35 protein-coding genes are annotated in these 26,644 nt (G+C 58.1%); 10 read left to right on the top strand and 25 right to left on the bottom strand.

Annotated features, from left to right (window positions below; translation table 11 throughout):
• Positions 1 to 48: 48 nt before the first annotated feature.
• From U5J94_RS01205 to U5J94_RS01150, 12 genes are all read right to left on the bottom strand, one after another.
• Positions 49 to 330, bottom strand: a complete 282-nt coding sequence (locus U5J94_RS01205) for a PilZ domain-containing protein (protein WP_322563828.1) — start codon at positions 328 to 330, stop codon at positions 49 to 51.
• A gap of 84 nt (positions 331 to 414) precedes the next feature.
• A complete protein-coding gene (locus tag U5J94_RS01200; protein WP_322563827.1) occupies positions 415 to 876 on the bottom strand; it encodes a hypothetical protein in 462 nt (153 codons plus the stop codon).
• Positions 877 to 947: 71 nt separating this feature from the next.
• Positions 948 to 1,301 carry a PilZ domain-containing protein gene (locus U5J94_RS01195; protein ID WP_322563826.1) on the bottom strand — a complete coding sequence of 118 codons (354 nt, stop codon included), beginning with the start codon at positions 1,299 to 1,301 and terminating at the stop codon, positions 948 to 950.
• Positions 1,302 to 1,570: 269 nt separating this feature from the next.
• Complete coding sequence (locus U5J94_RS01190) at positions 1,571 to 1,903, bottom strand: TraR/DksA family transcriptional regulator (protein ID WP_322563825.1); 333 nt, start codon at positions 1,901 to 1,903, stop codon at positions 1,571 to 1,573.
• Positions 1,904 to 1,998: 95 nt separating this feature from the next.
• Positions 1,999 to 2,322 carry a PilZ domain-containing protein gene (locus U5J94_RS01185; protein ID WP_322563824.1) on the bottom strand — a complete coding sequence of 108 codons (324 nt, stop codon included), beginning with the start codon at positions 2,320 to 2,322 and terminating at the stop codon, positions 1,999 to 2,001.
• A 216-nt stretch (positions 2,323 to 2,538) separates the two neighbouring features.
• Positions 2,539 to 2,808 carry a hypothetical protein gene (locus U5J94_RS01180; protein WP_322563823.1) on the bottom strand — a complete coding sequence of 90 codons (270 nt, stop codon included), beginning with the start codon at positions 2,806 to 2,808 and terminating at the stop codon, positions 2,539 to 2,541.
• Positions 2,809 to 2,945: 137 nt separating this feature from the next.
• Complete coding sequence (locus U5J94_RS01175; RefSeq protein WP_322563822.1) at positions 2,946 to 3,302, bottom strand: hypothetical protein; 357 nt, start codon at positions 3,300 to 3,302, stop codon at positions 2,946 to 2,948.
• On the bottom strand, positions 3,295 to 3,498 hold the full coding sequence (locus tag U5J94_RS01170) for a hypothetical protein (protein WP_322563821.1): 204 nt from the start codon (positions 3,496 to 3,498) through the stop codon (positions 3,295 to 3,297). Before U5J94_RS01170 ends, U5J94_RS01175 begins: the two co-directional genes overlap by 8 nt.
• 19 nt (positions 3,499 to 3,517) lie before the next feature.
• Positions 3,518 to 3,652 (bottom strand): hypothetical protein, encoded by a 135-nt coding sequence (locus U5J94_RS01165; RefSeq protein WP_322563820.1) that lies wholly within the window; start codon positions 3,650 to 3,652, stop codon positions 3,518 to 3,520.
• A 384-nt stretch (positions 3,653 to 4,036) separates the two neighbouring features.
• Positions 4,037 to 4,849, bottom strand: coding sequence for a phospholipase A (locus U5J94_RS01160; protein WP_322563819.1), 813 nt, complete (start codon positions 4,847 to 4,849; stop codon positions 4,037 to 4,039).
• Between the two features lie 212 nt (positions 4,850 to 5,061).
• Positions 5,062 to 5,964 carry a patatin-like phospholipase family protein gene (locus U5J94_RS01155; RefSeq protein WP_322563818.1) on the bottom strand — a complete coding sequence of 301 codons (903 nt, stop codon included), beginning with the start codon at positions 5,962 to 5,964 and terminating at the stop codon, positions 5,062 to 5,064.
• 277 nt (positions 5,965 to 6,241) lie between these two features.
• On the bottom strand, positions 6,242 to 7,042 hold the full coding sequence (locus U5J94_RS01150; RefSeq protein ID WP_322563817.1) for a DUF2189 domain-containing protein: 801 nt from the start codon (positions 7,040 to 7,042) through the stop codon (positions 6,242 to 6,244).
• Between the two features lie 198 nt (positions 7,043 to 7,240).
• On the opposite strand from U5J94_RS01150, the gene U5J94_RS01145 reads away from it, so the two are divergent.
• Positions 7,241 to 7,849 carry a BCCT family transporter gene (locus U5J94_RS01145; protein WP_322563816.1) on the top strand — a complete coding sequence of 203 codons (609 nt, stop codon included), beginning with the start codon at positions 7,241 to 7,243 and terminating at the stop codon, positions 7,847 to 7,849.
• A gap of 97 nt (positions 7,850 to 7,946) precedes the next feature.
• On the opposite strand, the gene U5J94_RS01140 is transcribed toward U5J94_RS01145, so the two are convergent.
• Positions 7,947 to 8,312: a TusE/DsrC/DsvC family sulfur relay protein gene (locus U5J94_RS01140; protein ID WP_322563815.1), complete on the bottom strand. Its 366-nt coding sequence runs from the start codon at positions 8,310 to 8,312 to the stop codon at positions 7,947 to 7,949.
• A gap of 311 nt (positions 8,313 to 8,623) precedes the next feature.
• Between U5J94_RS01140 and U5J94_RS01135 the strand changes: the two genes are divergently transcribed.
• Both U5J94_RS01135 and U5J94_RS01130 read left to right on the top strand, forming a co-directional pair.
• Complete coding sequence (locus U5J94_RS01135; protein WP_322563814.1) at positions 8,624 to 9,223, top strand: hypothetical protein; 600 nt, start codon at positions 8,624 to 8,626, stop codon at positions 9,221 to 9,223.
• Between the two features lie 30 nt (positions 9,224 to 9,253).
• Complete coding sequence (locus U5J94_RS01130) at positions 9,254 to 10,444, top strand: diguanylate cyclase domain-containing protein (protein ID WP_322563813.1); 1,191 nt, start codon at positions 9,254 to 9,256, stop codon at positions 10,442 to 10,444.
• Here the strand turns inward: U5J94_RS01130 and U5J94_RS01125 are convergent.
• The 9 genes from U5J94_RS01125 to U5J94_RS01085 form a co-directional block, all read right to left on the bottom strand.
• Positions 10,438 to 10,908 carry a hypothetical protein gene (locus U5J94_RS01125; protein ID WP_322563812.1) on the bottom strand — a complete coding sequence of 157 codons (471 nt, stop codon included), beginning with the start codon at positions 10,906 to 10,908 and terminating at the stop codon, positions 10,438 to 10,440. The two genes, U5J94_RS01130 and U5J94_RS01125, sit on opposite strands and share 7 nt — an antisense overlap.
• A 6-nt stretch (positions 10,909 to 10,914) precedes the next feature.
• Complete coding sequence (locus U5J94_RS01120; protein ID WP_322563811.1) at positions 10,915 to 11,190, bottom strand: acyloxyacyl hydrolase; 276 nt, start codon at positions 11,188 to 11,190, stop codon at positions 10,915 to 10,917.
• A complete protein-coding gene (locus U5J94_RS01115) occupies positions 11,072 to 11,536 on the bottom strand; it encodes a MerR family transcriptional regulator (protein ID WP_322563810.1) in 465 nt (154 codons plus the stop codon). Before U5J94_RS01115 ends, U5J94_RS01120 begins: the two co-directional genes overlap by 119 nt.
• 23 nt (positions 11,537 to 11,559) lie before the next feature.
• Positions 11,560 to 11,850, bottom strand: a complete 291-nt coding sequence (locus tag U5J94_RS01110) for a hypothetical protein (protein ID WP_322563809.1) — start codon at positions 11,848 to 11,850, stop codon at positions 11,560 to 11,562.
• Between the two features lie 118 nt (positions 11,851 to 11,968).
• Positions 11,969 to 13,318 carry a TrpB-like pyridoxal phosphate-dependent enzyme gene (locus U5J94_RS01105; protein ID WP_322563808.1) on the bottom strand — a complete coding sequence of 450 codons (1,350 nt, stop codon included), beginning with the start codon at positions 13,316 to 13,318 and terminating at the stop codon, positions 11,969 to 11,971.
• Between the two features lie 259 nt (positions 13,319 to 13,577).
• Positions 13,578 to 14,261 carry a DUF2459 domain-containing protein gene (locus U5J94_RS01100; protein ID WP_322563807.1) on the bottom strand — a complete coding sequence of 228 codons (684 nt, stop codon included), beginning with the start codon at positions 14,259 to 14,261 and terminating at the stop codon, positions 13,578 to 13,580.
• Positions 14,262 to 14,939: 678 nt separating this feature from the next.
• Entirely contained in the window at positions 14,940 to 15,383 is a 444-nt protein-coding gene (locus U5J94_RS01095; protein WP_322563806.1) for a DUF3617 domain-containing protein, read from the bottom strand.
• Between the two features lie 24 nt (positions 15,384 to 15,407).
• The gene (locus U5J94_RS01090) at positions 15,408 to 15,668 is read right to left on the bottom strand and encodes a DUF2007 domain-containing protein (protein WP_322563805.1); all 261 of its coding nucleotides are present in this window, start codon (positions 15,666 to 15,668) and stop codon (positions 15,408 to 15,410) included.
• The gene (locus U5J94_RS01085; protein WP_322563804.1) at positions 15,668 to 16,063 is read right to left on the bottom strand and encodes a phosphate-starvation-inducible PsiE family protein; all 396 of its coding nucleotides are present in this window, start codon (positions 16,061 to 16,063) and stop codon (positions 15,668 to 15,670) included. Before U5J94_RS01085 ends, U5J94_RS01090 begins: the two co-directional genes overlap by 1 nt.
• Positions 16,064 to 16,204: 141 nt before the next feature.
• On the opposite strand from U5J94_RS01085, the gene U5J94_RS01080 reads away from it, so the two are divergent.
• The 4 genes from U5J94_RS01080 (at position 16,205) to U5J94_RS01065 (ending at position 20,328) form a co-directional block, all read left to right on the top strand.
• A complete protein-coding gene (locus U5J94_RS01080) occupies positions 16,205 to 16,399 on the top strand; it encodes a hypothetical protein (RefSeq protein ID WP_322563803.1) in 195 nt (64 codons plus the stop codon).
• Positions 16,400 to 16,424: 25 nt separating this feature from the next.
• Positions 16,425 to 17,015: a glutathione S-transferase family protein gene (locus U5J94_RS01075; RefSeq protein ID WP_416224140.1), complete on the top strand. Its 591-nt coding sequence runs from the start codon at positions 16,425 to 16,427 to the stop codon at positions 17,013 to 17,015.
• Positions 17,016 to 17,472: 457 nt separating this feature from the next.
• Positions 17,473 to 19,632, top strand: coding sequence for a catalase/peroxidase HPI (gene katG / locus U5J94_RS01070; protein WP_322563801.1), 2,160 nt, complete (start codon positions 17,473 to 17,475; stop codon positions 19,630 to 19,632).
• 225 nt (positions 19,633 to 19,857) lie between these two features.
• Positions 19,858 to 20,328 (top strand): Dps family protein, encoded by a 471-nt coding sequence (locus U5J94_RS01065; protein WP_322563800.1) that lies wholly within the window; start codon positions 19,858 to 19,860, stop codon positions 20,326 to 20,328.
• 218 nt (positions 20,329 to 20,546) lie between these two features.
• On the opposite strand, the gene bfr (U5J94_RS01060) is transcribed toward U5J94_RS01065, so the two are convergent.
• Both bfr (U5J94_RS01060) and bfr (U5J94_RS01055) read right to left on the bottom strand, forming a co-directional pair.
• Positions 20,547 to 21,032 carry a bacterioferritin gene (gene bfr / locus U5J94_RS01060; protein WP_322563799.1) on the bottom strand — a complete coding sequence of 162 codons (486 nt, stop codon included), beginning with the start codon at positions 21,030 to 21,032 and terminating at the stop codon, positions 20,547 to 20,549.
• A gap of 24 nt (positions 21,033 to 21,056) precedes the next feature.
• Positions 21,057 to 21,521 carry a bacterioferritin gene (bfr, locus tag U5J94_RS01055; RefSeq protein WP_322563798.1) on the bottom strand — a complete coding sequence of 155 codons (465 nt, stop codon included), beginning with the start codon at positions 21,519 to 21,521 and terminating at the stop codon, positions 21,057 to 21,059.
• 214 nt (positions 21,522 to 21,735) lie between these two features.
• On the opposite strand from bfr (U5J94_RS01055), the gene U5J94_RS01050 reads away from it, so the two are divergent.
• Complete coding sequence (locus tag U5J94_RS01050) at positions 21,736 to 21,939, top strand: (2Fe-2S)-binding protein (RefSeq protein ID WP_322563797.1); 204 nt, start codon at positions 21,736 to 21,738, stop codon at positions 21,937 to 21,939.
• 223 nt (positions 21,940 to 22,162) lie between these two features.
• Here U5J94_RS01050 and U5J94_RS01045 read toward each other — a convergent pair whose 3' ends face one another.
• On the bottom strand, positions 22,163 to 22,783 hold the full coding sequence (locus U5J94_RS01045; RefSeq protein ID WP_322563796.1) for a DsbA family protein: 621 nt from the start codon (positions 22,781 to 22,783) through the stop codon (positions 22,163 to 22,165).
• Positions 22,784 to 22,882: 99 nt separating this feature from the next.
• On the opposite strand from U5J94_RS01045, the gene U5J94_RS01040 reads away from it, so the two are divergent.
• Together U5J94_RS01040 and U5J94_RS01035 are read left to right on the top strand one after the other, a co-directional pair.
• Positions 22,883 to 24,052, top strand: coding sequence for an acetate/propionate family kinase (locus tag U5J94_RS01040; RefSeq protein ID WP_322563795.1), 1,170 nt, complete (start codon positions 22,883 to 22,885; stop codon positions 24,050 to 24,052).
• 124 nt (positions 24,053 to 24,176) lie between these two features.
• On the top strand, positions 24,177 to 26,570 hold the full coding sequence (locus tag U5J94_RS01035; protein ID WP_322563794.1) for a phosphoketolase family protein: 2,394 nt from the start codon (positions 24,177 to 24,179) through the stop codon (positions 26,568 to 26,570).
• Positions 26,571 to 26,644: the final 74 nt, after the last annotated feature.

The following is a 26,644-nucleotide window of genomic DNA, read 5'->3' as shown; positions in this document are numbered from 1 at the left end:
AATGCAACCACGGTTCCAGTGCGTATCGTGCTCGACCTGCAGCATGGATCAACGCGGTTCGAGGAAACTGACCCCGACCCGGTAGCTGTTCGCCGCCAGATCCACATACCGGATTTCGGCCTGCACGTTCAGTTCGCGGGGATCGCCCAGGGTATTGACCTCGAACCGTAGCCAGACTTTCTCACCCACACGTACCGGTCGCTGGCTGACCATGGCCATCCCACTGAGAGAGAAATCCGCGGATTCCAGAATCTGTTCATCCTCCCCCCGGGAGCTCAACAGGTGCACAGAGCGCCGAAACGGAATACGTCGATGCTGTCGCTTTTCCATGGGAACCTCCTCCGGACAACGGCTGTCTGTGAGATATACTTACAGGATAGACCATTTTCGCGGCCATCCCTGCGCCGAACCCGGTCAATCGTCCTGGCCCGGATAACCCCGGTGTTTGTTGCCCGGGTGATCCGGGCCCTTCTTGCGCAGGCCCGGCGGATATTTGGCGCGGTGTTTGGGGTAATCGCGGTAGGGCCTCTCGACGTCCGCTTCCACGGTCACATAATCGCCCAGACGCACCCGGAAACGGCGTGGCAACTCGGCGGAGACCTGCCAGCGCCCGTCACTGTAGTAAAAATAGACCCCGCGACCGTTGTCAAAATAGATCCCACTGCGCGGGTAGTAGCGATATTCCCGCTGCTGCGCCCGTCGACCATGAGCCGGCGCGTGTGCTGGCGGCATGGGCCGGGACTCGGGCGGCGGCGGGGCCGGCTCGCCCCAATCCACCCCCACACTGCCGCCAGTACCCTGGCAGCCGCCCAGCAGCGGCAGCATTAAACACACCACCAGGGACCCCATCCCAATTCGGCTGTTCAGTTGCGACATGTTTTTCTCCTGAGAATAAACAAATACGGTGTACCCGACGATTCACCTGCCCAGAAGGGCCTTTAGCCGGATCAGCGTGGCGGCGACCAATGATGGCGTAACTCGTCCATTTTGTAACGCTGACCGTCCAGCTCAAAATCGACAAACGACAGGGCAACCCCCTCGTCGTTTTCGCGAATCACTTTCATATTAAAGGCGATCTCGGGGCGGGCGGAATCCAGAAACTGCAGCTTGATATGGGCCCCGATGGGCAGCCGGAGCCGATGACGCAGCTCGACGAAGACGCCGGTATCAGAGATATCCCGCGTTGTGGCATGAATGACACCGAAGGTGGAATGACTGATCTTGACCCGGGCCGACCTTGGCTTACGGAACTGGCTACGCTTCTCGCGTATATCAAAATAAGAGGAGAGTCTGGCAATCATTCCTCGTCAAACCCCGCAAGCCTTATTCCTGACATGATCATTTTGGTTATTTTGTGGCTGATCTTATCGTGAGTTGGGGCAAAGCCCAAGGCCAGACCCGACGTTTTCTTCGGATCATTGTATGGCCATCCGCGAATCAATCCCGGTTGGGGCGGGCGGTCATCACGATCAGCAGCACCAGCAATACCGCCAATGCCACAATAATGACCCCTTCGAGGTGTTCGAGCACAAAATCCAGCACCGGCGGAGCCTCCTGAACGCGGAGCGGCTCAGCCCGACTCCTGCTTGCCGGCACAGTCGATGCACAGGGCAGCCTGGGGAATCGCCTTCAGCCGTGCCGGGGCAATAGGCTTGCCGCAGGCACGACACAAACCATATTCACCCTGTTCCATGCGTTGCAGGGCCTGATCGATCTGACTGAGGATCGCCCGCGCCTCTTCATCCAGCGCCGAGAGCACTTCCTCGTTTTCCAGCTCGACGGCCTGTTCTTCCGAGTCCGCGCTGGCCGGACGCTGTTTATCATCAGCTATCGCGGTAACCCGCTCGAGCAGTTCACGGCGTTTGGCAAGCAGGGCCTGGCGGTATTCCGCATAGTCGGACATCGTGGATCATTCCTTATCGGGTCGAGGAGCCTGAACTTACCGTAAGTCACAACCCCGCTCCGAATCAAGGCCGCCGACGGCGGAATGCGCAGTGGTTAATTTTTTTTCTTCATGCTGCTGCGCAGCTCCTGCATGGTGCCACGCTGCCCCCCGGATTCATAATCGAGGAACATCAGTCCAAGACCATCAGACTCGATCCGAACCAGCTGCATGTTAAAGACGATATCCGGCGAACGGGATTGGGGCAGAATCATTTTCAGATACTCGCCCTCTCCCAGCGGCAAGGTGGTGTCCGTCATCACGAACACCCCCCCATCGGAAATGTCCCGGGTAGTACCTTCTACGGCATCAAAATTGGGGTGATAAAGTTTAACGCGCGCATTGACCAGTTTGCGCTTGAAGTAGCGGCGCTCTTTCATGCCCTGTTCCCCTGCGGATCCGGATTTGCTTGTTGTTGTTTATCCTCGCCTTGAGACGTCTCCGCTCGCCGTTTATACACACGAATAATGTGTGATATAGTGCAACATCACGGCGCGCCGAGTCAGTCTCCCTTGCCAGGACTATCGGCAATAAGACGAAAAAATTAAATCCTGCCGGACGGCGAGTTGCGGCTATCGCCTGTCACCTGCGACGGTTTAACCTTCTTCGACAAACTGCAGTATCAGGCCGCTGCCGCTTCGACGTACCAGCTGCATGGTAAATAGAACATCCATGGAGTCCGCGCCCAGCTGAAACGGCGCCTCACCGAAATCGTGGCCGTTGTTTCGGCCGATCTCGGCACAGAGGCGAACCGCCGCCGGCGACCATTCCTCGATCCGCGCCGGGACACAGCCCAACGTCGGGTGGTACAGGCGAACATCGGCCACTGCGGGCTGGCGGATAAACTGACGACGTTCCTGTTTCATTTGCCACCTCCCGTGGATTATGGCCTGAAACCCGGATACTTACGCACTTGATTCAGAATAGTCCGCATGGCATAAAATTGCCACCAATCCGGCACCAGCAGTCGCAGGCCATGGACGTCGGGACAGAGTGTCGCCTTTTATTCAAACCAGCCCGTAAATTCAGCCTCGTCGACGGGAATCTCCTCAATATATCGACAACCCCGCTTGAGCAGGGTATAGCACTCAAGCTGTTCCATTTGTCTGACGTAGGAGCCGAATTCTTCCGGGACGGAAAGGTTCATCTCGATCGTCCCATCGGGTTGAACAAAAAACTGCAGCGTATTGCCTTTCTCGTCAATAATGCCGAGAAGATTGCGCGGATAACCCAGCAAACCGCTCTGGATTGTTGACAGGATTTTATCAAGTGCCATGAAGCGCACATCATCGATGGAAACAAACTCATCGGCGATGTGATCAGTATAAAAGCAGATATAACCTTCGACCCGGTCACTCATTACTTCCCGCCCCGTCGCCTTGCCGGCGCTCAAGTTGCCGACCGATCAACGCCAGCATACCACCGAGAACCAGGGAGATGACACCCTGCATGAAGTCGGTACCGATATTTGAGTAAATCAACGGCGCAATAAACTTCCATAACCCGAACAGGGCGATCACACTACCGATCAGGGTCAGCATTCTGGCAAATATCACACGATACCTCCCGGACAGGTTACTCGATGAAATCCAGTCTTTCCTGCACACTGGCGATGCCTTTTGCCGCACAGTCCGCATCGTTGGCCTGAAGCGGCAACGCCGCCAGCAGGAGTGCGCCCGCCAGGCAGACACCGTGTCGCCATGTTCTCATTCTTTCCTCCTGATAAATTTACCTGACAGTTGGCCCGTTTTTCGCCTTGTGCTGACAACTCTATCAACGATAATAGCCAAAATGCCACTTCACTATCCGGCGCCAATTGCGGACTCGGAATGAAGTTCTGAGCACTAAGTACTTGTTTTAAATGCTTCGATTCAAGGTGTGTCACGCAGGCTATCGCCCGCGTAACCTGCGCCACTTTTGTCTGGCACCGATTTTTAACGCGGAGTTCGCAGAGGCGCAAAGACGCAGAGAACCCTTTACAAGTCAGAGAATGTGCCAACACAAATACACTCTGCGCCTCCGCGACTCTGCGTCCTCCGCGTTATTTCCCAGAAGCCCAGCTGAGTACTAAGTACTAAGTACTAAGTACTTGTTTTAAAGCCAGTCCGTCAGGGCAATACCAACACCCAGGCGTTTAACCCGTGCATCGTAGTCGATCAGGCTTTCCCCATAACCGTCAAAATACTGAATAAACCATTTCGCCCGACGGCTCATGGGAAAACTCCAGTTCAGTTCAACAGCGCCCCGGTTATCCGCTTGCAGATTATTGCGCAACATCAACGATAGCGTATGCTTCTTCGAGGCATATACCAGACGGGCCTCGCCATTGCCCATATAATCCTCGATGTCCGGATTATCGTCCTGTTCATCCGGGGCCGTAATCCGCAACCAGGGTTTGATGCTGAGATAAAAATCACCCCGTTCGAAGATAAAATCGGCATACAGACGATTCCAGCTGCGTGACAGGCTGCCGCTTTGCCCGTTGGATTGATGACTGATACCGAAAAACATAAGCCGGTTGGTGAACCCGACCCACCGCCAATCATTCTGTATTGCGAAGAACAGCTCCGGCTCATGATTGGTCTCGCGAAACGGGCGCGAATGGTCGTGATTATAGGCCTGCCAATAGGACTGACTGGTATAGGCCGCGTACAGGGTTGAACTGTCACCAAACAGCTCATCGGTAAGCGGTATCTTGATGCTGATCTGGAACTTGGCTTCGGTCTTCTCAAGGCTGCCGTCTTCGGCCTGATCAAACGGAGCCTGATTGGGATGACTGTTATAAGTCAATGGCAAAATATAATTGGGTTTATGTGGTGTCAGCACAAAGGGTTGAAAACGGGTCTCGCGTTCGATCCGGCTTCGCTCTTCCAGCGCCGACACCTGTTCACCGGATGTGTCTTGCACCCCGGCCCCATTCACCTCTGCAGCACCGCCCAGACCCGGCAGCAGACAACACAGACAGAGCAATCCGCAGACCGTCCGGCGATTTCGTTTGTCAGATGACGACACTATCCTGTCCTTCTCAACCACCGGGAGTCTTCGCTCAGAAAGCATCGGAGTGGAAAGCATGATTCAATCGTAAATATTGTTCAGATAAACACCGCTACAAGGCACTGTCAGGAACGGCGGATATCCTGCAGTAGCCTGTCGGCTCGCTCATAACCCAGATCGATCATTTCCTGCGCCCGATAGAATTCGAACATGCTGCAGGCATTGACCGGGATTTCAATCAGATGATCGGGGTTATAGGCGGCGATACGAAAACGGGCAATACTGTTTTGCATCGACTCAAGGGAGCGGGATACGATATCGAACACGTCGAACTCCGGTGCCGGTTCATCGCTCAGCCCCAGCTTCTCCTGTACCCCCTCGATAAATTGAGTGATGGCCCGGCGATAACTGTTTTGCTTGTTTTCTCCTTGTTCGAATTCGGCCACCTTTTGTTCGAGTGCTTCCTCGCTGCGCCCGCTGAGACTGACCGCGATGGTCATGCCGGTACTGTCGCGCAGGGTCGGCGCGATTGGCACCGGATTAAGCAGCCCGCCATCGACCAGCAGACGGCCATTGCGTTTAACCGGTGTAAAGACAGTCGGGATGGCGATGGAGGCGCGAATGGCCTCGAACAGCGAGCCGTGGTTCAGCCACACCTCGCGCCCGGATTCGATATCGGTGGCCACGGCGGTGAAGGTAATGGGCAGATCCTCGATATTGATATCCCCCAGCATTTCTTTGAGTTTTTGCATGATCCGTTCGCCGCTGAACAAGCCGCTGCGACTGAAGGCAAAATCGAGCAGCCGCACCACGTCGTACTTGCTGAGCTGGCTAACCCATTCCTCGTACAGATCCAGCTTGCCAGCGGCATAAATGCCGCCGATCAGCGCCCCCATCGAGGAGCCGGCGATCGACTTGATGCGATAATCGCTGTTTTTCTCCAGCCAGCGAATCACCCCGATCTGGGCCAATCCGCGTGCGCCGCCGCTACCCAGGGCCAGGGAGAGTTCCCGATTGCGGTCAGTCATAGGGTCATTTACCCGTGTTCATAATGGGACAAGTAGTGCGGCAGTACCGGGGCAACCCGCATCCCCTCACCGCTTTCACCACCCCGCCATCATGCGCCATGATACCTGTAAAATACAGATCCGATTGCGGCTGCCGCACCCCGGTTTCCATGGCTTTCAGGCGCCGCCGGCCCGCTACTCATCTATGCAGATATTCCGGGGATACGTGATTGATACATCACGGATAATGACAATGTTTTCCGGCATACTCAATTCTGTACGCCGGTCAGACAGCGATTTAAACCACCGGCTCGTTCCTTGGCCAGGCCGAGGCATCGATGGTCTCCTGATAAGCATGCCAGGTCGCGTGACCGACCACCGGCATCCCCAGCGCCAGCCCCAGCAAGCCCGTGGCAAACCCGGCCAGGACGATTGCCACAATCAGCGCCGCCCAGAACAACATGGCCGGCTTGTTGCGTAACACCGCATTGATACTCGTCAATACCGCCGTCACCGTATCCGCGCGGCGATCCAGCAACATCGGCAGGGAAAAGGCGCTGGCACAAAAGATCACCGCGGCGAAGAGGGTCCCCACCACCGTCCCCACCCCCAGAAACAGGGCAAAGTCGGTCAGCTCCGGATCGGCATCCATCGGGAAAAAGACATGCACCATGGAGGCGGCCCGCGCCCAGACCAGAAACACCACCAGCAGGATCACCGCAAACACGAGCAGATTACCCAGATGCCGGCGTCCCTCGCGCAAACAATAACCCAGCACCGGCTGGCGTTCGGCCTGCAACTGACGACTGATGGAATAGAGCCCTACCGCCATCACCGGGCCGATGAAAATAAACCCCGACAACATCGCCAGTAGCAGATAAACACTGCCGTAATGCCAGGCAATCGCGCTGATCCCGTAACTGATCGCCAGCACCGCCACGCCGTAACTGAGACTCGGCCCCGGTGCCCGGCGCAAATCCCGCCAGCCCAGTTCCAACCAGCGTAACGGCGCCAGCGCATCCAGCTGGCGGCACGGTGCGACAAACGGCAGTTCGTCCGGATTGATCTCGGGCTCGTCGGGCGACGGTGTCGAAGTCATGCCTGTCTCCTTACTGGGGAGAAAACTGCTTTACGATTGTTCATAGTCAATAAAGCTGACAGTTCGCCGTGCAGCTACCAGTAAAATATGACCGCAAGGGAGACCAAGGTCAACCGCCGGGCATGCTGGCGGGCGGGTGTACAGCATGCAATCAGGGCATTATTCTGTGCCTTCACTTTTCACCGGGCGACGCGACAAGTGACAAAACGTCCCGCTTTGCTCAAGGCAATGCAGCCGACGGTATTTCTCGGATCGGCGACGCTGGTCATCGCGTTTGTCCTGTTCGGCACCCTGTTCACCCCGCAGGCGATGGCGCTGTTTGAATCGGTGCAAACGTTTCTGGTGAACCGGTTCGGCTGGTTTTACATTCTCACCGCCAGTGTGCTGCTGGTGTTTGTCATCGGTTTGAGCCTCAGCCCCTACGGGCGAATCCGTCTGGGCGAAAAACGGGACCGCCCGGAATTCAGCAATTTTGCCTGGTTCACCATGTTGTTCAGTGCCGGCATGGGAACCGGTCTGGTGTTCTGGGGTGTCGCCGAACCGATGACCCACTATCTCTCCCCGCCCATGGGCGAAGGACGCACCACCGAAGCGTTGAGCGAGGCCATGCGCATCAGCTTCTTTCACTGGGGACTGCATCCCTGGGCCATTTATATTGTCTTCGGTCTGTCCCTGGCCTATTACCATTTCCGGCGCGGCCTGCCCATGGCGCTGCTGCTCCTGCTGGCCAGTTATGGCCTGCTCAAATCCTTGCGAATCGATAAGCACAGCGACGGCGTTCCCGACCCGCGCAAATCGCCCTCCTGAGAGGCGATAAAAGATCGGGGTGCGCAACGTCAAACCGCCCCTGTTCCGGCCGGAACAGGGGCGGACCGGTTTGCCGGATACGGGGAAAGGCCCGGTATTACTGCACCGAACCAAAGTGGGGATCGGCCACGTCCCCCGGCGCCGGCACCCCGGCGATGCGGGTTCCCTGATTGACGGGACCGTTGGGAAACAGTCGATACAGCCAGCGCGAACCGCCCTCGTCCTCGAAGCGTTCGTTAAGCGCCTCGGTCAGTTCCCGGGCATGCTGCAACTGACCGTTGTTTTCGTAGTGCACACGCATGAATTTGATCACCTTCCAGTGATCGTCGGTCAGGCTAATGCCGAGCTCTTTGGCGGTCTCTTCAGCCTGGCTCTCGTTCCAGGCCCGAAAATTCTCCATACCCTCGTCATCATGAATGCCGAGAACATTTTCCCGTTTCTCTTTATTGGTCATGTCGTTCATTACCGTTTCTCCTTGCGCGTACATCATTCAGGGAAGCTTGTCTGAATCTTTTACTCAGAAATAAAAATCAACACTTCATATTTCAAGTCTAGTTGAAATTTCAGTTAGCGCTAAATCCTACAGCCGGGCTGAATAATTGCATTGAAAAATCTAAATGCCGATTCAGAACAAGCGCGGCACGCGCTCACCGCTCCCGATTGTTTATCATTTAACCAGTCCAGCCCCTGTCCGGGCGAATAGTTGATAGCAGCGCTGCAACATTTTAATGTAGTATATTAAATACTATATTAAAACCTGATCCGGCGTTCCCGATGCAGTCGATTGCCTGGTATACCTCGCTTGTTCTTATCCTGTTACTCAGTGCGATCTTTATCACTGTATTACGCCGCTCCCGTGACAGCGGCGACGCCACCGAGGTGGCGCGCCGCGCCTATCGCCCGCGCAGCAAGCTGTTTGCGGTAGCCCTGGCCGCCGGCGTCGTCATCACCGCCACCACCCTGTTGCCCTGGCCCCACCAGCTGCAGGCCGGGGCCGACGTGGATCGGGTGGTGGAAGCCAGCGCCCGCCAGTGGAGTTGGACCCTGAGCGACGATCGGGCCCGGGTCGGCGAACGCATCGAGTTTCAGGTCTACCCTGTTGCGTCTCGGCTGGCTTTACCTGCAGGCCCCGGAGCGTTACTGCGTCAGCTACGGCATCGGCGATCAACAGAGCCTGGGATACCTGCTGCTCATTTACGGGGCCGCCTACGGCATCCTGCTTGGCGTGAGGCTGCTGTTCCTGCCATCCCGCATCCCCCGATCCTCTTCCCCCTCAACGGCAGCCGGTACTGGCCGTCAGCACGATCACGCGCTGATGAAATAATGCGCACATCAGACCCTGAAAGAGATTATAATAAGCGGTTACCCCAATAATAACCCAAACTTTTTAATCAAGTATTCAGCATGCGCAAAAAGCTGGAATCCAAACAGATCATCGTCATCAACGCCGCGGTTGTTCTGCTGTTCATCCTCATACTGGTTATCGTCAACCTGTTCTATTTTGATCGGCTGAATACCAGCCTGTCGTCGATCAATGAAAACCACAACCACAAGCTCGACATCATCACCCAGATGTCGCGCATTGTGCGCGATCGTTCGCTGACCATGCTAAACATGCATCTGTCCAACGATCCCTGGTATATCGACGAGCAATACATGCGTTTTCACCGGCTGGCGCCGGAGTTCATTGTGCTGCGTAAACGTCTGCGGGAGCTGCCGCTGGCCGCCGATGAACAGGCCGAGCTGGATCGCTGTCTGGCCCTGATCGGCGAAACCCAGCCCCTGCAGGAGAATATCGTTCAGCGTATCTACGAAGGCGGGGACGATCGGGTTTTGCACGACATCATGCATGAAGATATGCCGATGGAAAATGAGCTGTGGCAGGGCTTCGACAGACTCAACCGGCTGGTACGTGACAACGCCGAACAGGCGCGCCAGGCGGCGAACAGGGACTTTGAGAACTCCCTGCGTATCATTATTGTTGTCGCCGCCGTCCTGGCCCTGCTGACCACCCTGCTGATGATTCATGCCCTGCGTCGCCTGCAGCGCATCGAAACCCGGCTGATCGATCGCGCGGAACTGCTCAGCTGGGATGCCACCCACGATCCCCTGACCAATATCTGGAACCGCCGTTTTCTGGAGCATCGGGTCAATCAGTTAATCAGCGGCGATCATCCGCCCGAACCGCAGCACGTGCTGGTCTATATTGATCTGGACAACTTCAAGCCCATCAATGACACCTACGGCCACTTTCTGGGTGACGATTTTTTGCGCGCCATCGCCCAGTGCATCGAGCCCTGCATCCGCAAGAACGATACTCTGGCGCGCATCGGCGGGGATGAGTTCGCCATTCTGCTGGAAAACTGCACGCCACAGAAGGCCGGGGCCATTGCCGAATGCGTCCGCTCCAGCATCAACAACTGCACGATCACGTATAACAGCCAGACGATTCGCAACGAGGGTTGCAGCATCGGTATCGCCGGCTTCGACGAACAGCTCGAGGACTTTCAACACCTGCTCAAACAGGCCGATCACGCCTGCTACAGCGCCAAGCGGGCCGGCAAAAACCGTATCATTCACGCCAGCGCTCACTGATCGTCGCGTAGCACCCCGCGCGAAACCCGCTGCCGCTTGTAGCCGGTGGTGGTGCGAATGCGAAACCACATGGTCCATATATAAAATAGTATGGCCAGCAACTGGGCCGCTCCACCACCCAGAATACACCACACCAGCAGCGTCGCATCATCAATACCGCGCCCCAGCTCGCCGCCAGAACGCAATAGCGTACCGATTAATAACAACCAGTAGACCTGTTTGATTCGCGAGTCGCGGTAACGGGGATCATCGTGCGACGGCTTGGGAAACAGCCAGGTCGCCACCCCAAGGATCATGAACATCACAAAGCCGACGAACATGATGTGCGTATGGGCCGAGATCAGATAGGGATGCGGCCATTCACCATATAACTCGCGGCGCAGCAACATCCAGCCGCCGAGCAGCAAACCGAGGATCAAAAACACAAACGCGGTCTTGGTGAATCGTCGGGGCAGTTCGGTCATTGCGACTTAATCCAGTGTCAGACTATAGGAAAAGAGTACCAGATCGATGCCGTGATTGGGTTTATCGAAGCCGCCGTTGGAGTAGTGCATATACACCAGGCCCACAGCATGGCGCGCATTTTGCCAGCCAATGCCGAACTGGTCCTCGAACTGGACACGACTTCTAGTCGTCCTGATCCCAGATGAGATTGAGCAGCACCCTGTCTTCGCGCTGCTGCTTGAGCGGGCAGGCGGGACAGCCCTGCGAAGACGGTCGGTTGCGGCATCCGCGACACTGTTCAAGCAGGGCCTCCGCCTCGCTGAGTCGGTTCTGCAACCGGGTCAGATCGGCAATGCGCCCGGCAATCGTCTGCCCAACAGCCGCCAGGCGGGCCGACACGACGCGCCGGCCCTCCTCGCCCGTTCGGCATTGCGCTCTGGCATGCACCACCTGGCCAATCGCCTCCAGCGAAAAGCCGCTGTCGGCCAGCTCGAGGATCGCCTGCAGCCGTGCCCGATGCCGCTCGGTATACAGCCGGGTGCCGCCGCTGCTGCGCAACGGTTCCAACAGGCGCGCCTCTTCATAATAGCGAATCGTGCGTACCGTGGTCCCGAACCGCTCGGCCAGCTCGCCGATTTTATAGTTCATCGCAGCTGCCGGACGCTACCCAATTACATGCCGACCAGTTGCGCCGTGTACCCGCCGGACTCGACCTGTTGGAGCAGGCGACCCGAATCGGCCACATCGACATCATAACTGACCAGCAGCAGATAACCGAGGCGCACCTGCACCGGAAAGGCGGCAAGACGGCCCTCGCGCAACAGAAAGTGGAGCAACTGGAACACGGTAATACCGATGGCGACATGAAATCCCGGGGTCCAGCCCAACACCCCGGCGCTGAGAAATCCCACTGTCACCAGCCAGTACCACCAGGCCAGCGTTCGGTATTCGAGCAGGAACATGGTATCTCTCCCTGATCAATGCAGGTCTGGGGACCCGCACCTGACGGGTCGTGTAAAGCCTAAAACCAGACCAGGCAGACCGGCCGTCAAGCGGACAGCCAGCCCAGCGGAAGGACCTTCAGCCCACCCTGGGCAGGTGGTGCAACGCCTGGTCGATGGCGTCGGCCGGGTACTCGAAATCCTCCAGCTCGCCGCTGAAATACTTGTCGTAGGAGGCCATGTCGAAGTGGCCGTGGCCGGAGAGGTTGAAGAACAGGGTCTTCGCCTCGCCGCTTTCCTTGCAGCGGTTGGCCGCGTCGATCACCGCGCGGATGGCGTGATTGGACTCGGGGGCGGGAATGATGCCCTCGGCGCGGGCGAACTGCACCCCGGCCTCGAAGGTGGCCAGCTGCGGTACCGCCACCGCCTCGATCAGCCCTTCATTATAAAGCTGCGAGACCAGCGCCGAGTCACCGTGATAGCGCAACCCGCCGGCGTGAATGCCCGGCGGCACGAAGTCGTGGCCCAGGGTGTACATCTTCATCAGCGGGGTCAGGCCGATCGAGTCGCCGAAGTCATAGGCGTAGTGGCCGCGGGTCAGGGTCGGGCAGGAGGCCGGCTCCACCGCCACCAGCCGCACCGGCTTGCCGGCCGCCTTGTCGGCGAAGAACGGGAAGGCCGCGCCGCCGAAGTTGGAGCCGCCGCCGCAGGGGGCGAAAACCATGTCCGGATAATCGCCCACCTTCTCGAACTGCTTTTTGGCCTCCAGACCAATCACCGTCTGGTGCAGCAGCACGTGATTGAGCACCGAGCCCAGCGCGTAGTTGGTGTCCTCGCGCGAGGCGGCCTCTTCCACCGCCTCGGAGATGGCGATGCCCAGCGACCCGGGCGAGTTCGGATCCTGGGCCAGGATCTGGCGCCCCGCCGCGGTCTGATCGGTCGGGCTGGGCAGCACCTCGGCGCCCCAGGTCTGCATCATCGAGCGGCGAAACGGCTTCTGCTCGTAGCTCACCTTCACCATATACACCCGCACCTCGATGCCGAACTTCTGCCCCACCATCGCCAGCGACGAGCCCCACTGCCCGGCCCCGGTCTCGGTGGCCAGCCGGCGGATGCCCGCCTCACGGTTGTAATAGGCCTGGGCCACGGCGGTGTTGGGCTTGTGCGAGCCGGCCGGGCTGACGCCCTCGTACTTGTAATAGATCTTCGCCGGGGTCCCCAGCGCCGCCTCCAGCTGGTGGGCGCGGTACAGCGGCGAGGGCCGCCACAGCTGATACACCTCGCGTACCGGCTCGGGGATGTCGATCCAGCGCTGGTCGCTCACCTCCTGCTCGATCAGCGACATGGGGAAAATCGCACTCAGCGCATCGGGGCCGATCGGCTGACCGTCGGGTCCCAACGGCGGCAATGGCGCGTTGGGCATATCCGCGACCACGTTGTACCACTGTGTCGGGATCTCGGATTCATCGAGCAGGATCTTGGTTTGCATGGTTATCCCCTTTTCGGTCAATCAAGGACAGGCATTCTCAAGGGCCACCGGTGGTTCCGGCTTGTAGTAGCGGAAAATAGTACCCGATGCCCTGATGGACTGAAAGGGCGGGGGACGAGAAAAGCCTGAACCACGAAGGCGCGAAGACTCGAAGACTCGAAGAATGAATGGTCAAAGTCATAGGGTGCGTTCCACACACCGACATTTACCGGAACAGGGAAAGGATGCGTGGAACGCACCCTACACAACTCGTCGCTCGTTACTCGGGCCTCGTTACTCTTTCGCCGCAGGTTGCGGCAACGCTGGATAACAAGCTGTCGACAGTGATATTGAAGGCCGGAGTAACAGGGCAACCCGCCGCGTGCAGGACCCGGGTGGTCCACACATTGCAAGTGTTGAACAGGTGATAACTGTCCGTGGACGGGTAAAAGCGGCTGTCGCCGTACAACCCCGCCTGCAGTGCGCGGGCCGGCTCCCCGTTTCGCGCAAAGCGGGCATCGAGATGCTGGCACAGCTGTTCAAACCCTTCGCGGCCGGTAGCGATCCGGATGATCGTGCTGTGCGGAAAAGCGCGTTGGGGTGCATCACGGAGCCCCGTCACATGCAACACGCTGGCGGTCGGCCATAACCCCGCCTTGAGCAGGATGCCCCAGTGCGGATCCGGGTGCATGTAGTAAGCGCGATCGCCCCAGCCGATTTCCAGATAACGCGCCTCGGGAAAGTCTGCCTGTTCGGGCAGCAGACCCGACGGGATTGCCGCGCGCTCAATCACAATCCCCGCATGCCAGCCGTGACTCACCAGCCAGATCGGCACCACCGGCTCGTCCTCCGCCGGCGGGAACAGCCCCCCGGGCGGCGCCGCGCAGGCCGCCATCCACAGGGTGGATGCGAGCGGCCACAGCCACGCCAGAGCCCGTCGCCACCATGCCGGTACGTTGTTCATCAATCCATCATATCAGAACCGGTCCCGGGGGCGAGGGGCGAGGGGCGAGGGGCGAGGGGCGAGGGGCGAGGAAAAGATCTCACCACGAAGGCGCGAAGACACGAAGAATGAATAATCAAAGTCTCGTAGGTCACGTTGGCGATAGCCTACGTGACACCTCCTTGAACCGAAGCAGGAGCTCCTCGTTTACCTCGTGCAGGTCGCGGGAAAATAACGCGGCGGGCACGAAGTCGCGGAGGCGCAAACTGTCGGTAAAGTCGACGCAGTTTGTTAAACAAATACAGGCTTCCTCCGCGCCTCTGCGAACTCCGCGTCAAAAATCGATGGTCGATATATGGAGCGGTCAGGGCTTCACCATATTCCTGGCCGAAGGACTTGTGGGAGCGCTTTGACGTACATGGATGTACTAATGTCGCAGAAGGCATGGATGCCGTGAGCGACCCAAGCGCGAAAGACAAGTAGCAAGGCGTCGCCGCTGAAAGCGCCTCACACAGGTCCCTCGATAAAATCAATGACCCGCACTTGGCACTTCGCCTTTTCCCTGCCCGAAGGGCTGGTGGGAGCGCTTTTCAAGCGCGAAGGATAAGTGGCAAGACATCGCCACTGCATCACTTCTTGAATAATGTTGCACCACCTGTCATTCCGGCTCGCCGGGATGACAGCGCGATGAACCCCCGATCAGCAGTCACCGACCCGCTTACCTTCGAAGGTGTTGCGCATCTGCATTTCGCCCATCGGCCCGGCCTGGACATTCATCTCGAACCAGCCATCGGAGCTTGTACCGTGAAAGTTCACTTCGCCATGCCCGGAGGAGGAGCCATGCTCTGTGTTGCACTCGATCTCCCAGACGACCTTGCTCGCTGAATCCGAGGTTTTGTTAAACGTACACCCCTTTTCCATATCCTCGGGCTTGAAGCTGATATCATCTTTGGTCACGCACTCCCGTTTGGTCCGCGGCTCCTTTTGCATCATCGACGCCATATTCTCCGGCATACCGCTGACGTCCATCTTGTAGGTCATCTCCCACATCCCGGGCTGGATATTGTAATCCTGTCCGTGGACCGGCTGACTCAGCACGGCAACCAGCATACCCAGCGCAACAAAACTCTTTTTCATTAACATTGTCTCCTCCTTGCATTTTATCTGTTATAGCTGTGAATCCGGGGACGACACATCCTCATTATCCCCGATCTGAAACTCGCCATTTTCATAGCGTTCGATAATCCGCCGCGCCGCCGACTCGTCTTCATCGTCCACGCTCAGCTTGATGTGGCCCATCGGCATCAGCTCGCCGATCCCGCCCTGCAGGTACTCGCCGTTGACGTAGGTATCAATGCCCTGCGACTCCAGCAATCCTTTGACCAGGTTGCCCTCGATATAATCATTGGCGGTATAGATGATAACCATCAGCTGCTGTCCGATTCATAGGGATAGCGGACGTGCCCGAAGCGGATCACCAGCACCGTCAGTGCGATGACCAGCGCCGAACCGGCCACCGCCAGCATACGCCAGGATTCCATCGCCTTCATGTCCAGCACCATGTAACGAGCCAGGGCGATGATGGCGATATACAGCGGGATGCGGATCGGCAGTTTGCCCGACTTGAGATAGATCCCCACCATCGCCAGCACCTCGAGATAGATGAACATCAGCAGCAGATCCGCCAGCGTCACCGCGCGGACCTCCACCATTGTCCCGATCTCGATACCGAAGGCAATGATCGTTGCCAGCGCAATCAGCACCAGGCCGATCTCCTGCAACAGATCCAGCGACTCGCCCGTGACAATTTTCAGTTTCTTCATCGCGTGCCCCACTCAAGTATCCCCTCCCTCTTCAGGTGAAGGCTGACCAGAAAACCACAGCATACATCGTATTCGACCGGCACAGGCCGGTAAACAACCACCTTACTGACAAAACGGCCCGGATCAAGTATGTTCTGTTATATGCCTGACACCACCTGCCAACATTGCGGCCACGTCTTCGACGAGGCGCAGAACTACTGCCCCCACTGCCGCACCCCGACCCCGGCCGAGCAGGAGCGGCTCGCCGCCCCGGCCAAAAAGCGCTTCCTTTACGCCTTCATCGGCCTGATCGTCTTCGCCATTTTGATGATCCTCATCCTGCCGCGCGACGTTTGAATCAGGGAACCGAATCATGCCAAACCTGAAACTCTACGACTTCGATCGTTCCGGCAACTGCTACAAGGTGCGCCTGCTGCTGTCCATGCTGAAACTGGACTATGCGCGCATCCCCACCGACAGCAGCAGCGGCGAGACCCAGACCCCCGAATTCAAACGCCTTAACCCGCGCGGGCAGATCCCGGTGCTGGTGGAGGGCGAGACGCTGATCTGGGATTCCATGGCGATCCTGGTTTACCTGGCCCGGCGTTACGCTGATGAACGCTGGCTGCCGATCGATGCCCTGGGTGAGGCGCGGGTCATGCAGTGGCTTGCCGTATCGGAAAACGAACTGCTCTACGGCCTGGCCCGCGCCCGGGTGACCCTGCGCTTCAACAAACCCTTCGATCTGGAACAGTGCCACCGCGACGCCAAACCGGGGCTGGATACGCTGGAGCAGCAGCTGGCTGAACACGACTGGCTGGCGGAGGACCACCCGACCATCGCCGACCTCGCCTGCTACCCCTACGTCGCCCTCGCCGACGAGGCTCGTATCTCCCTGGCAGACTATCCGGCGATACGCGCCTGGCTGCAACGGGTTGAAGCCATTCCCGGCTGGGTGCCGATGGTCGAATGATCCGCCTGATCGGAGCGACCCGCACCCGGCCAGTCCGGTTTAATCTGATCCCGCTCCATTGATTTAGACTGAATCTAAACTACACTTTATCTGACAGATGTCAAAACACGACCCACTCAGGCGCGTTCGACCCGTTCAATAGGCATGATTTTACTGCCTGTTCAGGCGGGTTTGCACGCTGCCTCAGTCAAAAACGTGTTATCGACACAACGTCACACAACACTCTGACGCGATAACTGAAACCCGATCGCAACATTAACGGTATCCAACAGATCAAGCAGGATCGTGTTAACCGATAAATCGAGCCGCGAGCAAACCATTTAGCAACGCGATAGTCACGCGCTATCGACGGTATCGACACAAACGATTTTCGCGGCTGCAGGTTCTTGCCTAAAGTTGAACATGTCCCCGACATACCGGGGCCAAACCGAATACTGCGCAACGCAAGGAGAAGACGATGGATGACATAACCAAGTGCCCGGTAATGCACGGCGGCGCCACGGAGACCGGCATGTCGAACATGGAATGGTGGCCCAAAGCCCTGAACCTCGACATTCTGCATCAACACGACACCAAGACCGACCCGATGGGCGGAGACTTCAACTATCGCGACGAGGTCCAAAAACTCGACTTCGACGCGCTCAAAAAAGATCTGCACGCGCTGATGACCGGCAGCCAGGCGTGGTGGCCGTCGGACTGGGGGCACTATGGCGGGCTGATGATCCGCCTGTCCTGGCATGCGGCCGGGACCTATCGTATCGCCGACGGCCGCGGCGGTGCCGGGACCGGCAACCAGCGCTTTGCGCCGATCAACTCCTGGCCGGATAACGCCAACCTGGACAAGGCCCGTCGCCTGCTCTGGCCTGTCAAAAAGAAATACGGCAACCAGCTCAGCTGGGCCGACCTGATTACCTATGCGGGCACCATTGCCTATGAATCCATGGGTCTGAAAACCTTCGGCTTCGGTTTCGGCCGCGAAGATATCTGGCATCCGGAAAAGGACACCTACTGGGGCTCCGAGAAGGAATGGCTCGCCCCCACCGACAACCCCAACAGCCGCTATTCCGGCGAGCGGGATCTGGAAAATCCGCTGGCCGCGGTGATGATGGGGCTGATCTACGTTAACCCCGAAGGTGTGGACGGCAACCCGGACCCGCTCAAGACCGCCCATGATGTACGCGTCACCTTTGAACGCATGGCCATGAATGACGAGGAAACCGTCGCCCTGACCGCCGGCGGTCACACCGTGGGCAAATGCCACGGCAACGGCGATGCCACTCTGCTCGGCCCGGAACCCGAAGCCGCCGATGTCGAGGAACAGGGTCTGGGCTGGAACAATCACACCCAACGCGGTATCGGGCGTGACACGGTCACCAGTGGTATCGAGGGCGCCTGGACGACGGATCCGACGAAGTTTGATATGGGTTACTTCGACATGCTGCTCGATCATGAGTGGGCGTCAAAGAAGAGTCCCGCCGGCGCCTGGCAGTGGGAACCGGTCGACATCAAGGAACAAGACATGCCGGTGGATGTGGAAGATCCTTCCATCCGGCGCAAACCGATCATGACCGACGCCGACATGGCCATGAAGATGGATCCCGAGTATCGCAAGATCATGGACAAGTTCCGCGCCGATCCCGAGGCCTTCAAGGACGCCTTTGCACGGGCCTGGTTCAAGCTGACCCACCGTGACATGGGACCGAAGGCCCGTTACATCGGCCCCGACGTACCGACCGAGGATCTGATCTGGCAGGACCCGGTCCCCGCCGGCAAGCGCGACTACGATGTGAAGGCCGTGAAAGAGAAGATCGCCAACAGCGGCCTGGCTATCGGCGAGATGATCGCCACCGCCTGGGACAGCGCCCGCACCTTCCGCGGTTCGGACAAACGCGGTGGCGCCAACGGCGCGCGCCTCCGTCTGGCCCCGCAGAAGGACTGGGAAGGTAACGAACCCAAACGGCTGCGCAAGGTCCTGGATGTGCTGGAACCCATCGCCAGCGAAACCGGCACCAGCGTCGCGGATGTGATCGTGCTGGCCGGCAATGTCGGTGTCGAACAGGCCGCCAGAGCGGCCGGCGTCGAGGTGAACGTCCCCTTCTCGCCCGGCCGCGGCGATGCCACGGACGAGATGACCGATGCGGAGTCCTTCGAGTTCATGGAACCGTTGCATGACGGCTATCGCAACTGGCTGATGAAGGACTATGTGGTCAGTGCCGAAGAACTGATGCTCGATCGCACCCAGCTGATGGGCCTCACCGCCCCCGAGATGACCGTGCTGGTCGGCGGCATGCGGATGCTGGGCACCAATCACGGCGGCAGCCAACACGGGACGTTCACCGATCGCGAAGGCCAGTTGACCAATGACTTTTTCGTCAACCTGACCGACATGAACAACACCTGGAAGCCGGCCGGCAAGGGCCTGTACGAAGTCCGCGACCGCGCGACCGACAAGGTCAGGTGGACCGCGAGCCGGGTGGATCTGGTCTTCGGCTCCAATGCCATCCTGCGCGCCTATGCGGAAGTCTATGCCCAGGACGACAACCACCAGAAATTCGTCAACGACTTCATCAAAGCCTGGAGCAAAGTGATGGACGCGGATCGCTTCGATCTGGATTGATTTGGCCTGATCTGGCAATCAAACGTGTCGGAAAACTCCGGTTTCCGACACCGTTAGAAGCGTAGGTCAGGTTGCGCGCAGCGCTACCTGACATTCTGCGCATCGGCAGGGTGTCACGCAGGCTAACGCCAGCGTGACCTGCAGAATAAGCCGGTGCCGGGAACCGCCGCTTTCCGGCATTACTTGTGTGTAACACGACATTAACCGAACAAATAAGGAGCAAACATGACAACCGCCATCGATATCGGCATCAACGAGAAGGACCGCAACAACATCGCGCAAGGGCTCAAGCGCCTGCTCGCCGATTCCTATACGTTGTATTTACAGACCCACAACTTTCACTGGAACGTCACCGGCCCGCAGTTTCGCGAACTGCACCTGATGTTCGAGGAACATTACACCGAACTGGCCACCGCCGTGGATGAAATCGCCGAACGCATTCGCACCCTGGATGTGCCGGCGCCGGGCACCTACAAGGCCTTCGCCGAGCTGAGTGCGATAAAAGAAGTCGATGGCGTGCCCGAGGCCAAAGAGATGGTCGAGATCCTCACCCGCGGCCATGAACAGGTAGTAAAAACCTGCCGCGAGGCGCTGGCCAAAGCCCAGGACGCGGACGACGAATCCAGCGCCGCGCTGATCTCCGATCGCATGCGCATCCACGAAAAAACCGCCTGGATGCTGCGCGCGATCCAGTAACAATCCCGCACCCCCGTCGCCCGGATCAAGGCGCAACGCGACGGATCCGTGCGACTTGAATGCTTGCTGTTATTCCCGCAATGACCGTAAACAGCGGGGTCATTGCGAGGAATAAAATGACGAAGCAATCTCTTTGGACCGGTATTAGAAATTTCTTTCTGGCTTCATAAAAAAAGGCGGCCTTTCGACCGCCCTTTTGATTCATGAAGTGAAAAACCCTATTCCGAGGCGCCAGAAGCCATCTGTGATTGCAGATAATTCTGCAAACCGATTTTGTCGATCAGGCCCAGCTGTTTCTCCAGCCAGTAGGCGTGGTCTTCCTCGGTATCCTTGAGCAGCACTTCCAGAATCTCGCGGCTCTGATAATCCTTTTCCTGCTCGCACACGTTTATGGCTTCTTTCAGGGCGGCCGTGACCCCATATTCCACATCGAGATCGTTTTTCAGCATCTCGGGGACAGTCTTGCCGATACGCTGGCCATCCTGTTTGGACAGATCCGGGGTACCTTCCAGAAACAGAATACGCTTGATCAACGCATCGGCATGTTGCGTTTCCTCTTCCATTTCATGATTGATGCGCTCGTAGAGTTTGTTCAGCCCCCAGTCCTCGTACATCCGCGAATGGGTAAAATACTGATCGCGGGCCGCCAGTTCACCGCGCAGCAGTTTCTGTAGTTGCTTGATGACTTTGTCGCTACCTTTCATTGTCTTCTCCTTGCCGAACGGTGCTTACATTTGCGACTGCAGATAATTCTGCAGGCCGGCGTTGTCGATTAACCACTGCTGGGATTCCAGCCAGTCGATATGTTCCTCGGTCTCTTCCAGCAGCTCTTCGAGTTCCTCGCGGCTGATAAAGTCCTGCACGGATTCGCAATGGGCGATGGCCGCCTGCAGCCGCCCGGCAATCTCCGTCTGCAGTTTGAGATCATTGGCCAGGAGTTCCGGCACATTCTCGCCAATCAGTAATTTGCCCAGGTCCTGCAAATTCGGCAGCCCCTCCAGAAACAGGATGCGCTCGATAATCTCGTCAGCCAGCTTCATGGCCTTGATCGAGCGTTTGTATGTCTGTTCGTTTAACTCATCGAGGCCCCAGTTTTTCAGCATACGCGCATGCAAAAAGAACTGGTTGATGGCCGTGAGCTGATCCTTCAGCACGCCGTTGAGCTGCTGCAACGTCTTGTTATCACCTTTCATGGAATTCCTCCGCCTGAGTAGATATCGGTAACTGGCTGGTCCCGGAGGGGATTGGCTTGTTAGTGCTGCTGATTATAGTTCATCGGCAGCGCGGAATCCAGCTAAGTCATTGATTCTATTTATAAAATGAAACTAGACAAAAGACGAAAAAAGATAGAGAATAACAATCATTCTCATTACGATACAGGCAACCGGAAAACGAGGTGAATCCATCATGTACGTGTGTGTCTGCCATGCCGTCACCGACCGGACAATCCGCAAGGCCGTGCAAAACGGGGTCGACTCCTTTACGGAACTGCAACAGCAAACCCGGGTGTCCACCTGCTGTGGCCGCTGCCGGGATTGCGCCAAACAGGTAATGGACGACGCCCTGGCCGACCAGTGGGCCGCCCTGGAACCGGTTGCCGCCTTCGGCTGATCGCTGCGATGAAAAAACAGCTCCACAAACTGTTGAAAAACTTCCTGCTTCTCCGCACGCCCAATGCCCGCCAGCGGCGCTGGGACATGCTGCGCAACAGCACGCGCAATCATTCCGGAAATTAAAACATTACTACCGACGCGGTAATTCTGAATCCCGCGTCGCCCGGCTCAAGCAGCAACGCGACGGATCCGGTTTATGCTTTCAATGATCCAATGCCGAATCACACCGGCAGCAGGGCTTCGATCATTTGCAGATTGGTTGCCGCGTCCGTATAGCTGTGGCGAATAAAATGTGGCGTCTCGCCCACTTTCAGCACCAGCGAGGGATAACCGCGCACGCCCAGACTTTCGGCCAACGCGATATCAGCCTGCAGCTGGCGTTCGATCTCTGGCGAGTGGATGCGCTCGATAAACGTCTCGCGCGGGATGCCCAGTTCCTCACCCAGATCGTATAAATTGGCATACACCGACGGATTGCCCGCCTCCTGGTAATAAAAGCGCTGGATACGCTCATACATGGCCACTTCCCTGCCGTACTCCCGCGCCACCAGCGCCGCCCGGCAGGAGGGATAGGTAGAACGCACCGGCGTGTTCTGCGTCCAGAAATCGAAGTTGAACTCCACCCCGCACTGCTCGCTGATCCGCTGCCAGGTCTTTTGCAAATAGTCGCCGATCTCCGGCTCCATCGGTTCATCCGAATCCGGCGCCAGGCCACCCGCCACATAAACGATATCCACTTTATCCTGCAGTGCCGCCTTGACCTGTTGCCAGACCGGCCGCAATCCCCAGCACCAGCTGCACATGGGATCGTAGATGTAATATAAGCTTGCGTCTCGCTGCATGTTGATAAATGCCGCTGAAATCAAACACCTCTATCCCTTTTCTCCCGGGCACGCTATTGTCTATATAAAGTAAAGGCAAAAAAAGGCATAACTTTCAGTGTGAATCAGGCAATTCTGGTCTTAAACGCCGGCTCATCCAGCATCAAGTTCGGCCTCTATACGGCGGCAGACAGTCTGGACCTGCTGTGGCGAGGCCAGGTGGAAGCCATCGGCAGCGCTCAGGCACGCCTGCTGGCAACCCAGCCGGATGGCGAACACATTGCACGTCGACTCGAGACACCGGATCACCCGACGGCGTTGCAACATCTGTTGGCCTGGATGGAAGAGATCATGGGCAAGCGCACATTGTCTGCCGTCGGCCATCGCGTGGTACACGGCGGCAGGCAGTTCAGTACGCCGGTACGGATAACGCCCGGGGTATTGCAACAACTCGATGACCTGACCTCTCTGGCACCACTGCATCAGCCACATAACCTGCTCGGTATCAAACTGTTGGCGCAAAGCTATCCCCGCTTACCTCAAGTCGCCTGCTTCGATACGGCCTTTCACCACAACATACCGGAAGTCGCCAGACTGTTTGCGCTGCCACGCGAACTGACCGAACACGGCATCTGCCGCTATGGCTTTCACGGCCTGTCCTACGAATACATCGCCGAGACATTACCGGCGCATTCTGGTGCGGCGGCGGACGGGCGGGTGGTGGTGGCCCATCTGGGACACGGCGTCAGTCTCTGCGCGCTCCAGCATGGCGCCAGTATCGCCACTACCATGAGCTTCAGTCCCCTCGACGGCATCCCCATGGCCACCCGCAGCGGGGCGCTCGATCCCAGTGTGGTGTTTTACCTGCAGCGGAGCATGAACATGTCGATCGATGAGATCGAACAACTGCTCAATCACCGCGCCGGTCTGCTCGGCGTGTCGGGCCAGAGCGCGGATGTTCGCGCGCTGCTCGAAAGCACGCACCCCGATGCCAGACTCGCGCTCGATCTGTTTGTCTATCATACAGTGCGTGCTGTCGGCTCACTGGCCGCGGCACTGGGCGGGCTGGATGCGCTGGTGTTCACCGCGGGGATCGGTGAGCACGCCATCCCGATTCGCGAGCGGATCTGCCGTGGCTGCGAATGGCTTGGCGTGCAGCTGGATGCCGGGGCCAACGCCCGTCACGACGTTCAAATCAGCCGGCCTGAAAGCCCTGTCTCAGCCTGGGTGATTCCCACCGACGAGGAGCAAATGATTGCACGCCATACCTGGCGGCGGATCAACACTTGAAAATGCACTTGCAAGCCCGGCTGATTCAGCTAATTAAACAGGGACAGTCCCGGTTCCCAGAACTGTCACGACGCTTTGCTACGTTATCGTCACCCATTCGTATTACACCCAGAAGGAATTCACAATGAGCAGCGCCACACCGTTATCCCCGCAGGACGTCATTTTGAGCGATCAGGAACTGGAGCGGATACACGCCTACTGGCGGGCCTGCAATTACCTGGCGGCCGGCATGATCTATCTGCGCGACAATCCGTTGTTGCGCCGGCCGCTGAAGCCCGCCCATATCAAGGAGCGCCTGCTCGGTCACTGGGGCGCCAGTCCCGCATTGAGTTTCACCTATGTGCACCTTAACCGGCTTATCAACAAGTATGATCTGAACGCCATCTTTCTTGCCGGTCCCGGGCATGGGGCGCCCGGAGTGCTGGGGCCGGTCTATCTCGAGGGGACCTATTCCGAGATCTATCCCAACAAGAGTGAGGACGAAGAGGGCCTGCGACGGTTCTTCAAGGAATTCTCCTTTCCCGGCGGGATCGGCAGTCACTGTACACCGGAAACCCCCGGCTCCATTCATGAAGGCGGGGAGCTGGGTTACAGCCTGTCCCACGCCTTTGGCGCGGCGTTCGACAACCCGGATCTGCTGGTCAACGTGATGATCGGCGACGGGGAAGCTGAAACCGGACCGCTGGCCACCGCCTGGCATGCCAACAAGTTTCTCAATCCCATCCGCGATGGGGCGGTATTACCCATCCTCAATCTCAACGGCTACAAGATCAACAACCCCACCGTCCTCTCGCGCATCCCCCGCGAGGAACTGCGCAAGCTGCTGGAAGGCTACGGCTGGCAGCCATTCTTCGTCGAGGGAGACGACCCCGTCTATATGCACCAGCACATGGCGCAAACCCTCGAGCAATGTGTCCTGGAAATACAACGTATCCAGGCAGAAGCCCGGCGCAGCGGCGAACCGACACGGCCTCACTGGCCGATGATCGTGTTACGCAGTCCCAAGGGCTGGACCGGCCCCAAATCAGTAGACGGTCACAAGGTGGAGGGGTTCTGGCGCGCCCACCAGGTCCCGCTGGGTGACGTGCGCAACAACCGCAAGCAATTGAAACTGCTGGAAGAGTGGTTGCGCAGCTATCGACCCGACGAGCTGTTCGACGAACGGGGCCAGCTCATCGACGAATTGCGGCAGCTGGCACCAAAGGGACTGCGCCGCATGAGCGCCAACCCGCATGCCAACGGCGGCCTGTTACGCAAGGCGTTGCGTCTGCCGGATTTTCGCCACTACGCGACCAAAGTGGACAAACCGGGGCAAACTGACGTCGAGAATACCCGGCCGCTCGGCGAGTTCCTGCGCGATATCCTGCGTAGTAATCCCGCCAACTTCCGGGTTTTCGGGCCGGACGAAACCAGTTCCAACAAACTTAATGCCGTCTACGAGGCCAGCGGCAAAACCTGGCTGGCGGAGTATCTGCCCGAGGACGCGGACGGCGGCGAACTCTCGCCGGACGGCCGGGTCATGGAGCTGCTCTCCGAACACACCCTGGAAGGCTGGCTGGAAGGTTATCTGCTCACCGGGCGGCACGGCTTTTTCTCCACCTACGAGGCATTTGTGCATGTCATCGATTCCATGTTCAACCAGCACGCCAAGTGGCTGGATATTGCCGAAGACATTCCGTGGCGGGCGCCGGTCTCCTCGCTGAATCTGCTGATCACCTCCACGGTCTGGCGTCAGGACCATAATGGTTTTACTCACCAGGATCCCGGTTTTCTGGATCTCGTGGTCAACAAGAGTCCCAGCGTCACCCGCATCTACCTGCCGCCCGATGTGAATACCCTGTTATCGGTGGCCGATCACTGCCTGCGCAGCACCAATGACGTCAATGTCATTGTCTGCGACAAACAGAAGCACCCGCAGTACCTGGATATGGAGACAGCAATCAGGCACTGCACCAAGGGCATTGGAATCTGGGACTGGGCCAGTAACGATCAGGGCGACGAACCGGATGTCGTCATGGCCGGCTGTGGCGATGTCCCCACCCAGGAAGCCCTGGCCGCGGTGATGTTACTGCGCGAAAATTTCCCCAAACTCAAGATCCGGTTTATCAACGTGGTGGATCTGTACACCCTGTCCTCGGCCAGGGAACACCCGCACGGCCTGGACGACCGGGATTTCGACAGTCTGTTTACCGTCAACAAACCCATCATCTTTAACTTTCATGGCTATCCCTGGTTGATTCACCGCCTGGCCTATCGGCGGACCAATCACCACAACCTGCATGTGCGCGGTTACAAGGAGAAGGGCAACATCAACACGCCGCTGGAGCTGGCAATCCAGAACGAAATCGATCGCTTCAGCCTCGCCATCGACGTCATCAACCGGGTACCCGGCCTGCTGGTCGCCGGCGCCCACATCAAGGAGAAACTGCGCGATATGCAGATCGACTGCCGCAATTACGCGCATGAATACGGCATGGACAAACCGGAAGTTCGGGACTGGCACTGGCAGGCGGGTTGAGCCTGCTTGCAGTTATTCCGGCGCCAGGTTTCAGGTGGAACCGCGGTGCTTGATCCAGCCTGCGTTAATGCACT

This window comes from Thiohalophilus sp. (genome assembly GCF_034522235.1).
Taxonomy (GTDB): Bacteria; Pseudomonadota; Gammaproteobacteria; order UBA6429; family Thiohalophilaceae; genus Thiohalophilus.
The sequence above is the reverse complement of the archived record's forward strand: the minus strand, read 5'-3'. Positions and strand labels throughout refer to the sequence as shown.

Bases quoted from the DNA above. Each gene is read 5' to 3' on its own strand.
- U5J94_RS01205 (WP_322563828.1), bottom strand. From the start codon at position 330: ATGGAAAAGCGACAGCATCGACGTATTCCGTTTCGGCGCTCTGTGCAC.
- U5J94_RS01200 (WP_322563827.1), bottom strand. From the start codon at position 876: ATGTCGCAACTGAACAGCCGAATTGGGATGGGGTCCCTGGTGGTGTGT.
- U5J94_RS01195 (WP_322563826.1), bottom strand. From the start codon at position 1,301: ATGATTGCCAGACTCTCCTCTTATTTTGATATACGCGAGAAGCGTAGC.
- U5J94_RS01190 (WP_322563825.1), bottom strand. From the start codon at position 1,903: ATGTCCGACTATGCGGAATACCGCCAGGCCCTGCTTGCCAAACGCCGT.
- U5J94_RS01185 (WP_322563824.1), bottom strand. From the start codon at position 2,322: ATGAAAGAGCGCCGCTACTTCAAGCGCAAACTGGTCAATGCGCGCGTT.
- U5J94_RS01180 (WP_322563823.1), bottom strand. From the start codon at position 2,808: ATGAAACAGGAACGTCGTCAGTTTATCCGCCAGCCCGCAGTGGCCGAT.
- U5J94_RS01175 (WP_322563822.1), bottom strand. From the start codon at position 3,302: ATGAGTGACCGGGTCGAAGGTTATATCTGCTTTTATACTGATCACATC.
- U5J94_RS01165 (WP_322563820.1), bottom strand. From the start codon at position 3,652: ATGAGAACATGGCGACACGGTGTCTGCCTGGCGGGCGCACTCCTGCTG.
- U5J94_RS01155 (WP_322563818.1), bottom strand. From the start codon at position 5,964: ATGACTGACCGCAATCGGGAACTCTCCCTGGCCCTGGGTAGCGGCGGC.
- U5J94_RS01150 (WP_322563817.1), bottom strand. From the start codon at position 7,042: ATGACTTCGACACCGTCGCCCGACGAGCCCGAGATCAATCCGGACGAA.
- U5J94_RS01140 (WP_322563815.1), bottom strand. From the start codon at position 8,312: ATGAACGACATGACCAATAAAGAGAAACGGGAAAATGTTCTCGGCATT.
- U5J94_RS01135 (WP_322563814.1), top strand. From the start codon at position 8,624: ATGCAGTCGATTGCCTGGTATACCTCGCTTGTTCTTATCCTGTTACTC.
- U5J94_RS01130 (WP_322563813.1), top strand. From the start codon at position 9,254: ATGCGCAAAAAGCTGGAATCCAAACAGATCATCGTCATCAACGCCGCG.
- U5J94_RS01125 (WP_322563812.1), bottom strand. From the start codon at position 10,908: ATGACCGAACTGCCCCGACGATTCACCAAGACCGCGTTTGTGTTTTTG.
- U5J94_RS01115 (WP_322563810.1), bottom strand. From the start codon at position 11,536: ATGAACTATAAAATCGGCGAGCTGGCCGAGCGGTTCGGGACCACGGTA.
- U5J94_RS01110 (WP_322563809.1), bottom strand. From the start codon at position 11,850: ATGTTCCTGCTCGAATACCGAACGCTGGCCTGGTGGTACTGGCTGGTG.
- U5J94_RS01105 (WP_322563808.1), bottom strand. From the start codon at position 13,318: ATGCAAACCAAGATCCTGCTCGATGAATCCGAGATCCCGACACAGTGG.
- U5J94_RS01100 (WP_322563807.1), bottom strand. From the start codon at position 14,261: ATGAACAACGTACCGGCATGGTGGCGACGGGCTCTGGCGTGGCTGTGG.
- U5J94_RS01095 (WP_322563806.1), bottom strand. From the start codon at position 15,383: ATGTTAATGAAAAAGAGTTTTGTTGCGCTGGGTATGCTGGTTGCCGTG.
- U5J94_RS01090 (WP_322563805.1), bottom strand. From the start codon at position 15,668: ATGGTTATCATCTATACCGCCAATGATTATATCGAGGGCAACCTGGTC.
- U5J94_RS01085 (WP_322563804.1), bottom strand. From the start codon at position 16,063: ATGAAGAAACTGAAAATTGTCACGGGCGAGTCGCTGGATCTGTTGCAG.
- U5J94_RS01080 (WP_322563803.1), top strand. From the start codon at position 16,205: ATGCCTGACACCACCTGCCAACATTGCGGCCACGTCTTCGACGAGGCG.
- katG (WP_322563801.1), top strand. From the start codon at position 17,473: ATGGATGACATAACCAAGTGCCCGGTAATGCACGGCGGCGCCACGGAG.
- U5J94_RS01065 (WP_322563800.1), top strand. From the start codon at position 19,858: ATGACAACCGCCATCGATATCGGCATCAACGAGAAGGACCGCAACAAC.
- bfr (WP_322563799.1), bottom strand. From the start codon at position 21,032: ATGAAAGGTAGCGACAAAGTCATCAAGCAACTACAGAAACTGCTGCGC.
- bfr (WP_322563798.1), bottom strand. From the start codon at position 21,521: ATGAAAGGTGATAACAAGACGTTGCAGCAGCTCAACGGCGTGCTGAAG.
- U5J94_RS01050 (WP_322563797.1), top strand. From the start codon at position 21,736: ATGTACGTGTGTGTCTGCCATGCCGTCACCGACCGGACAATCCGCAAG.
- U5J94_RS01045 (WP_322563796.1), bottom strand. From the start codon at position 22,783: ATGCAGCGAGACGCAAGCTTATATTACATCTACGATCCCATGTGCAGC.
- U5J94_RS01035 (WP_322563794.1), top strand. From the start codon at position 24,177: ATGAGCAGCGCCACACCGTTATCCCCGCAGGACGTCATTTTGAGCGAT.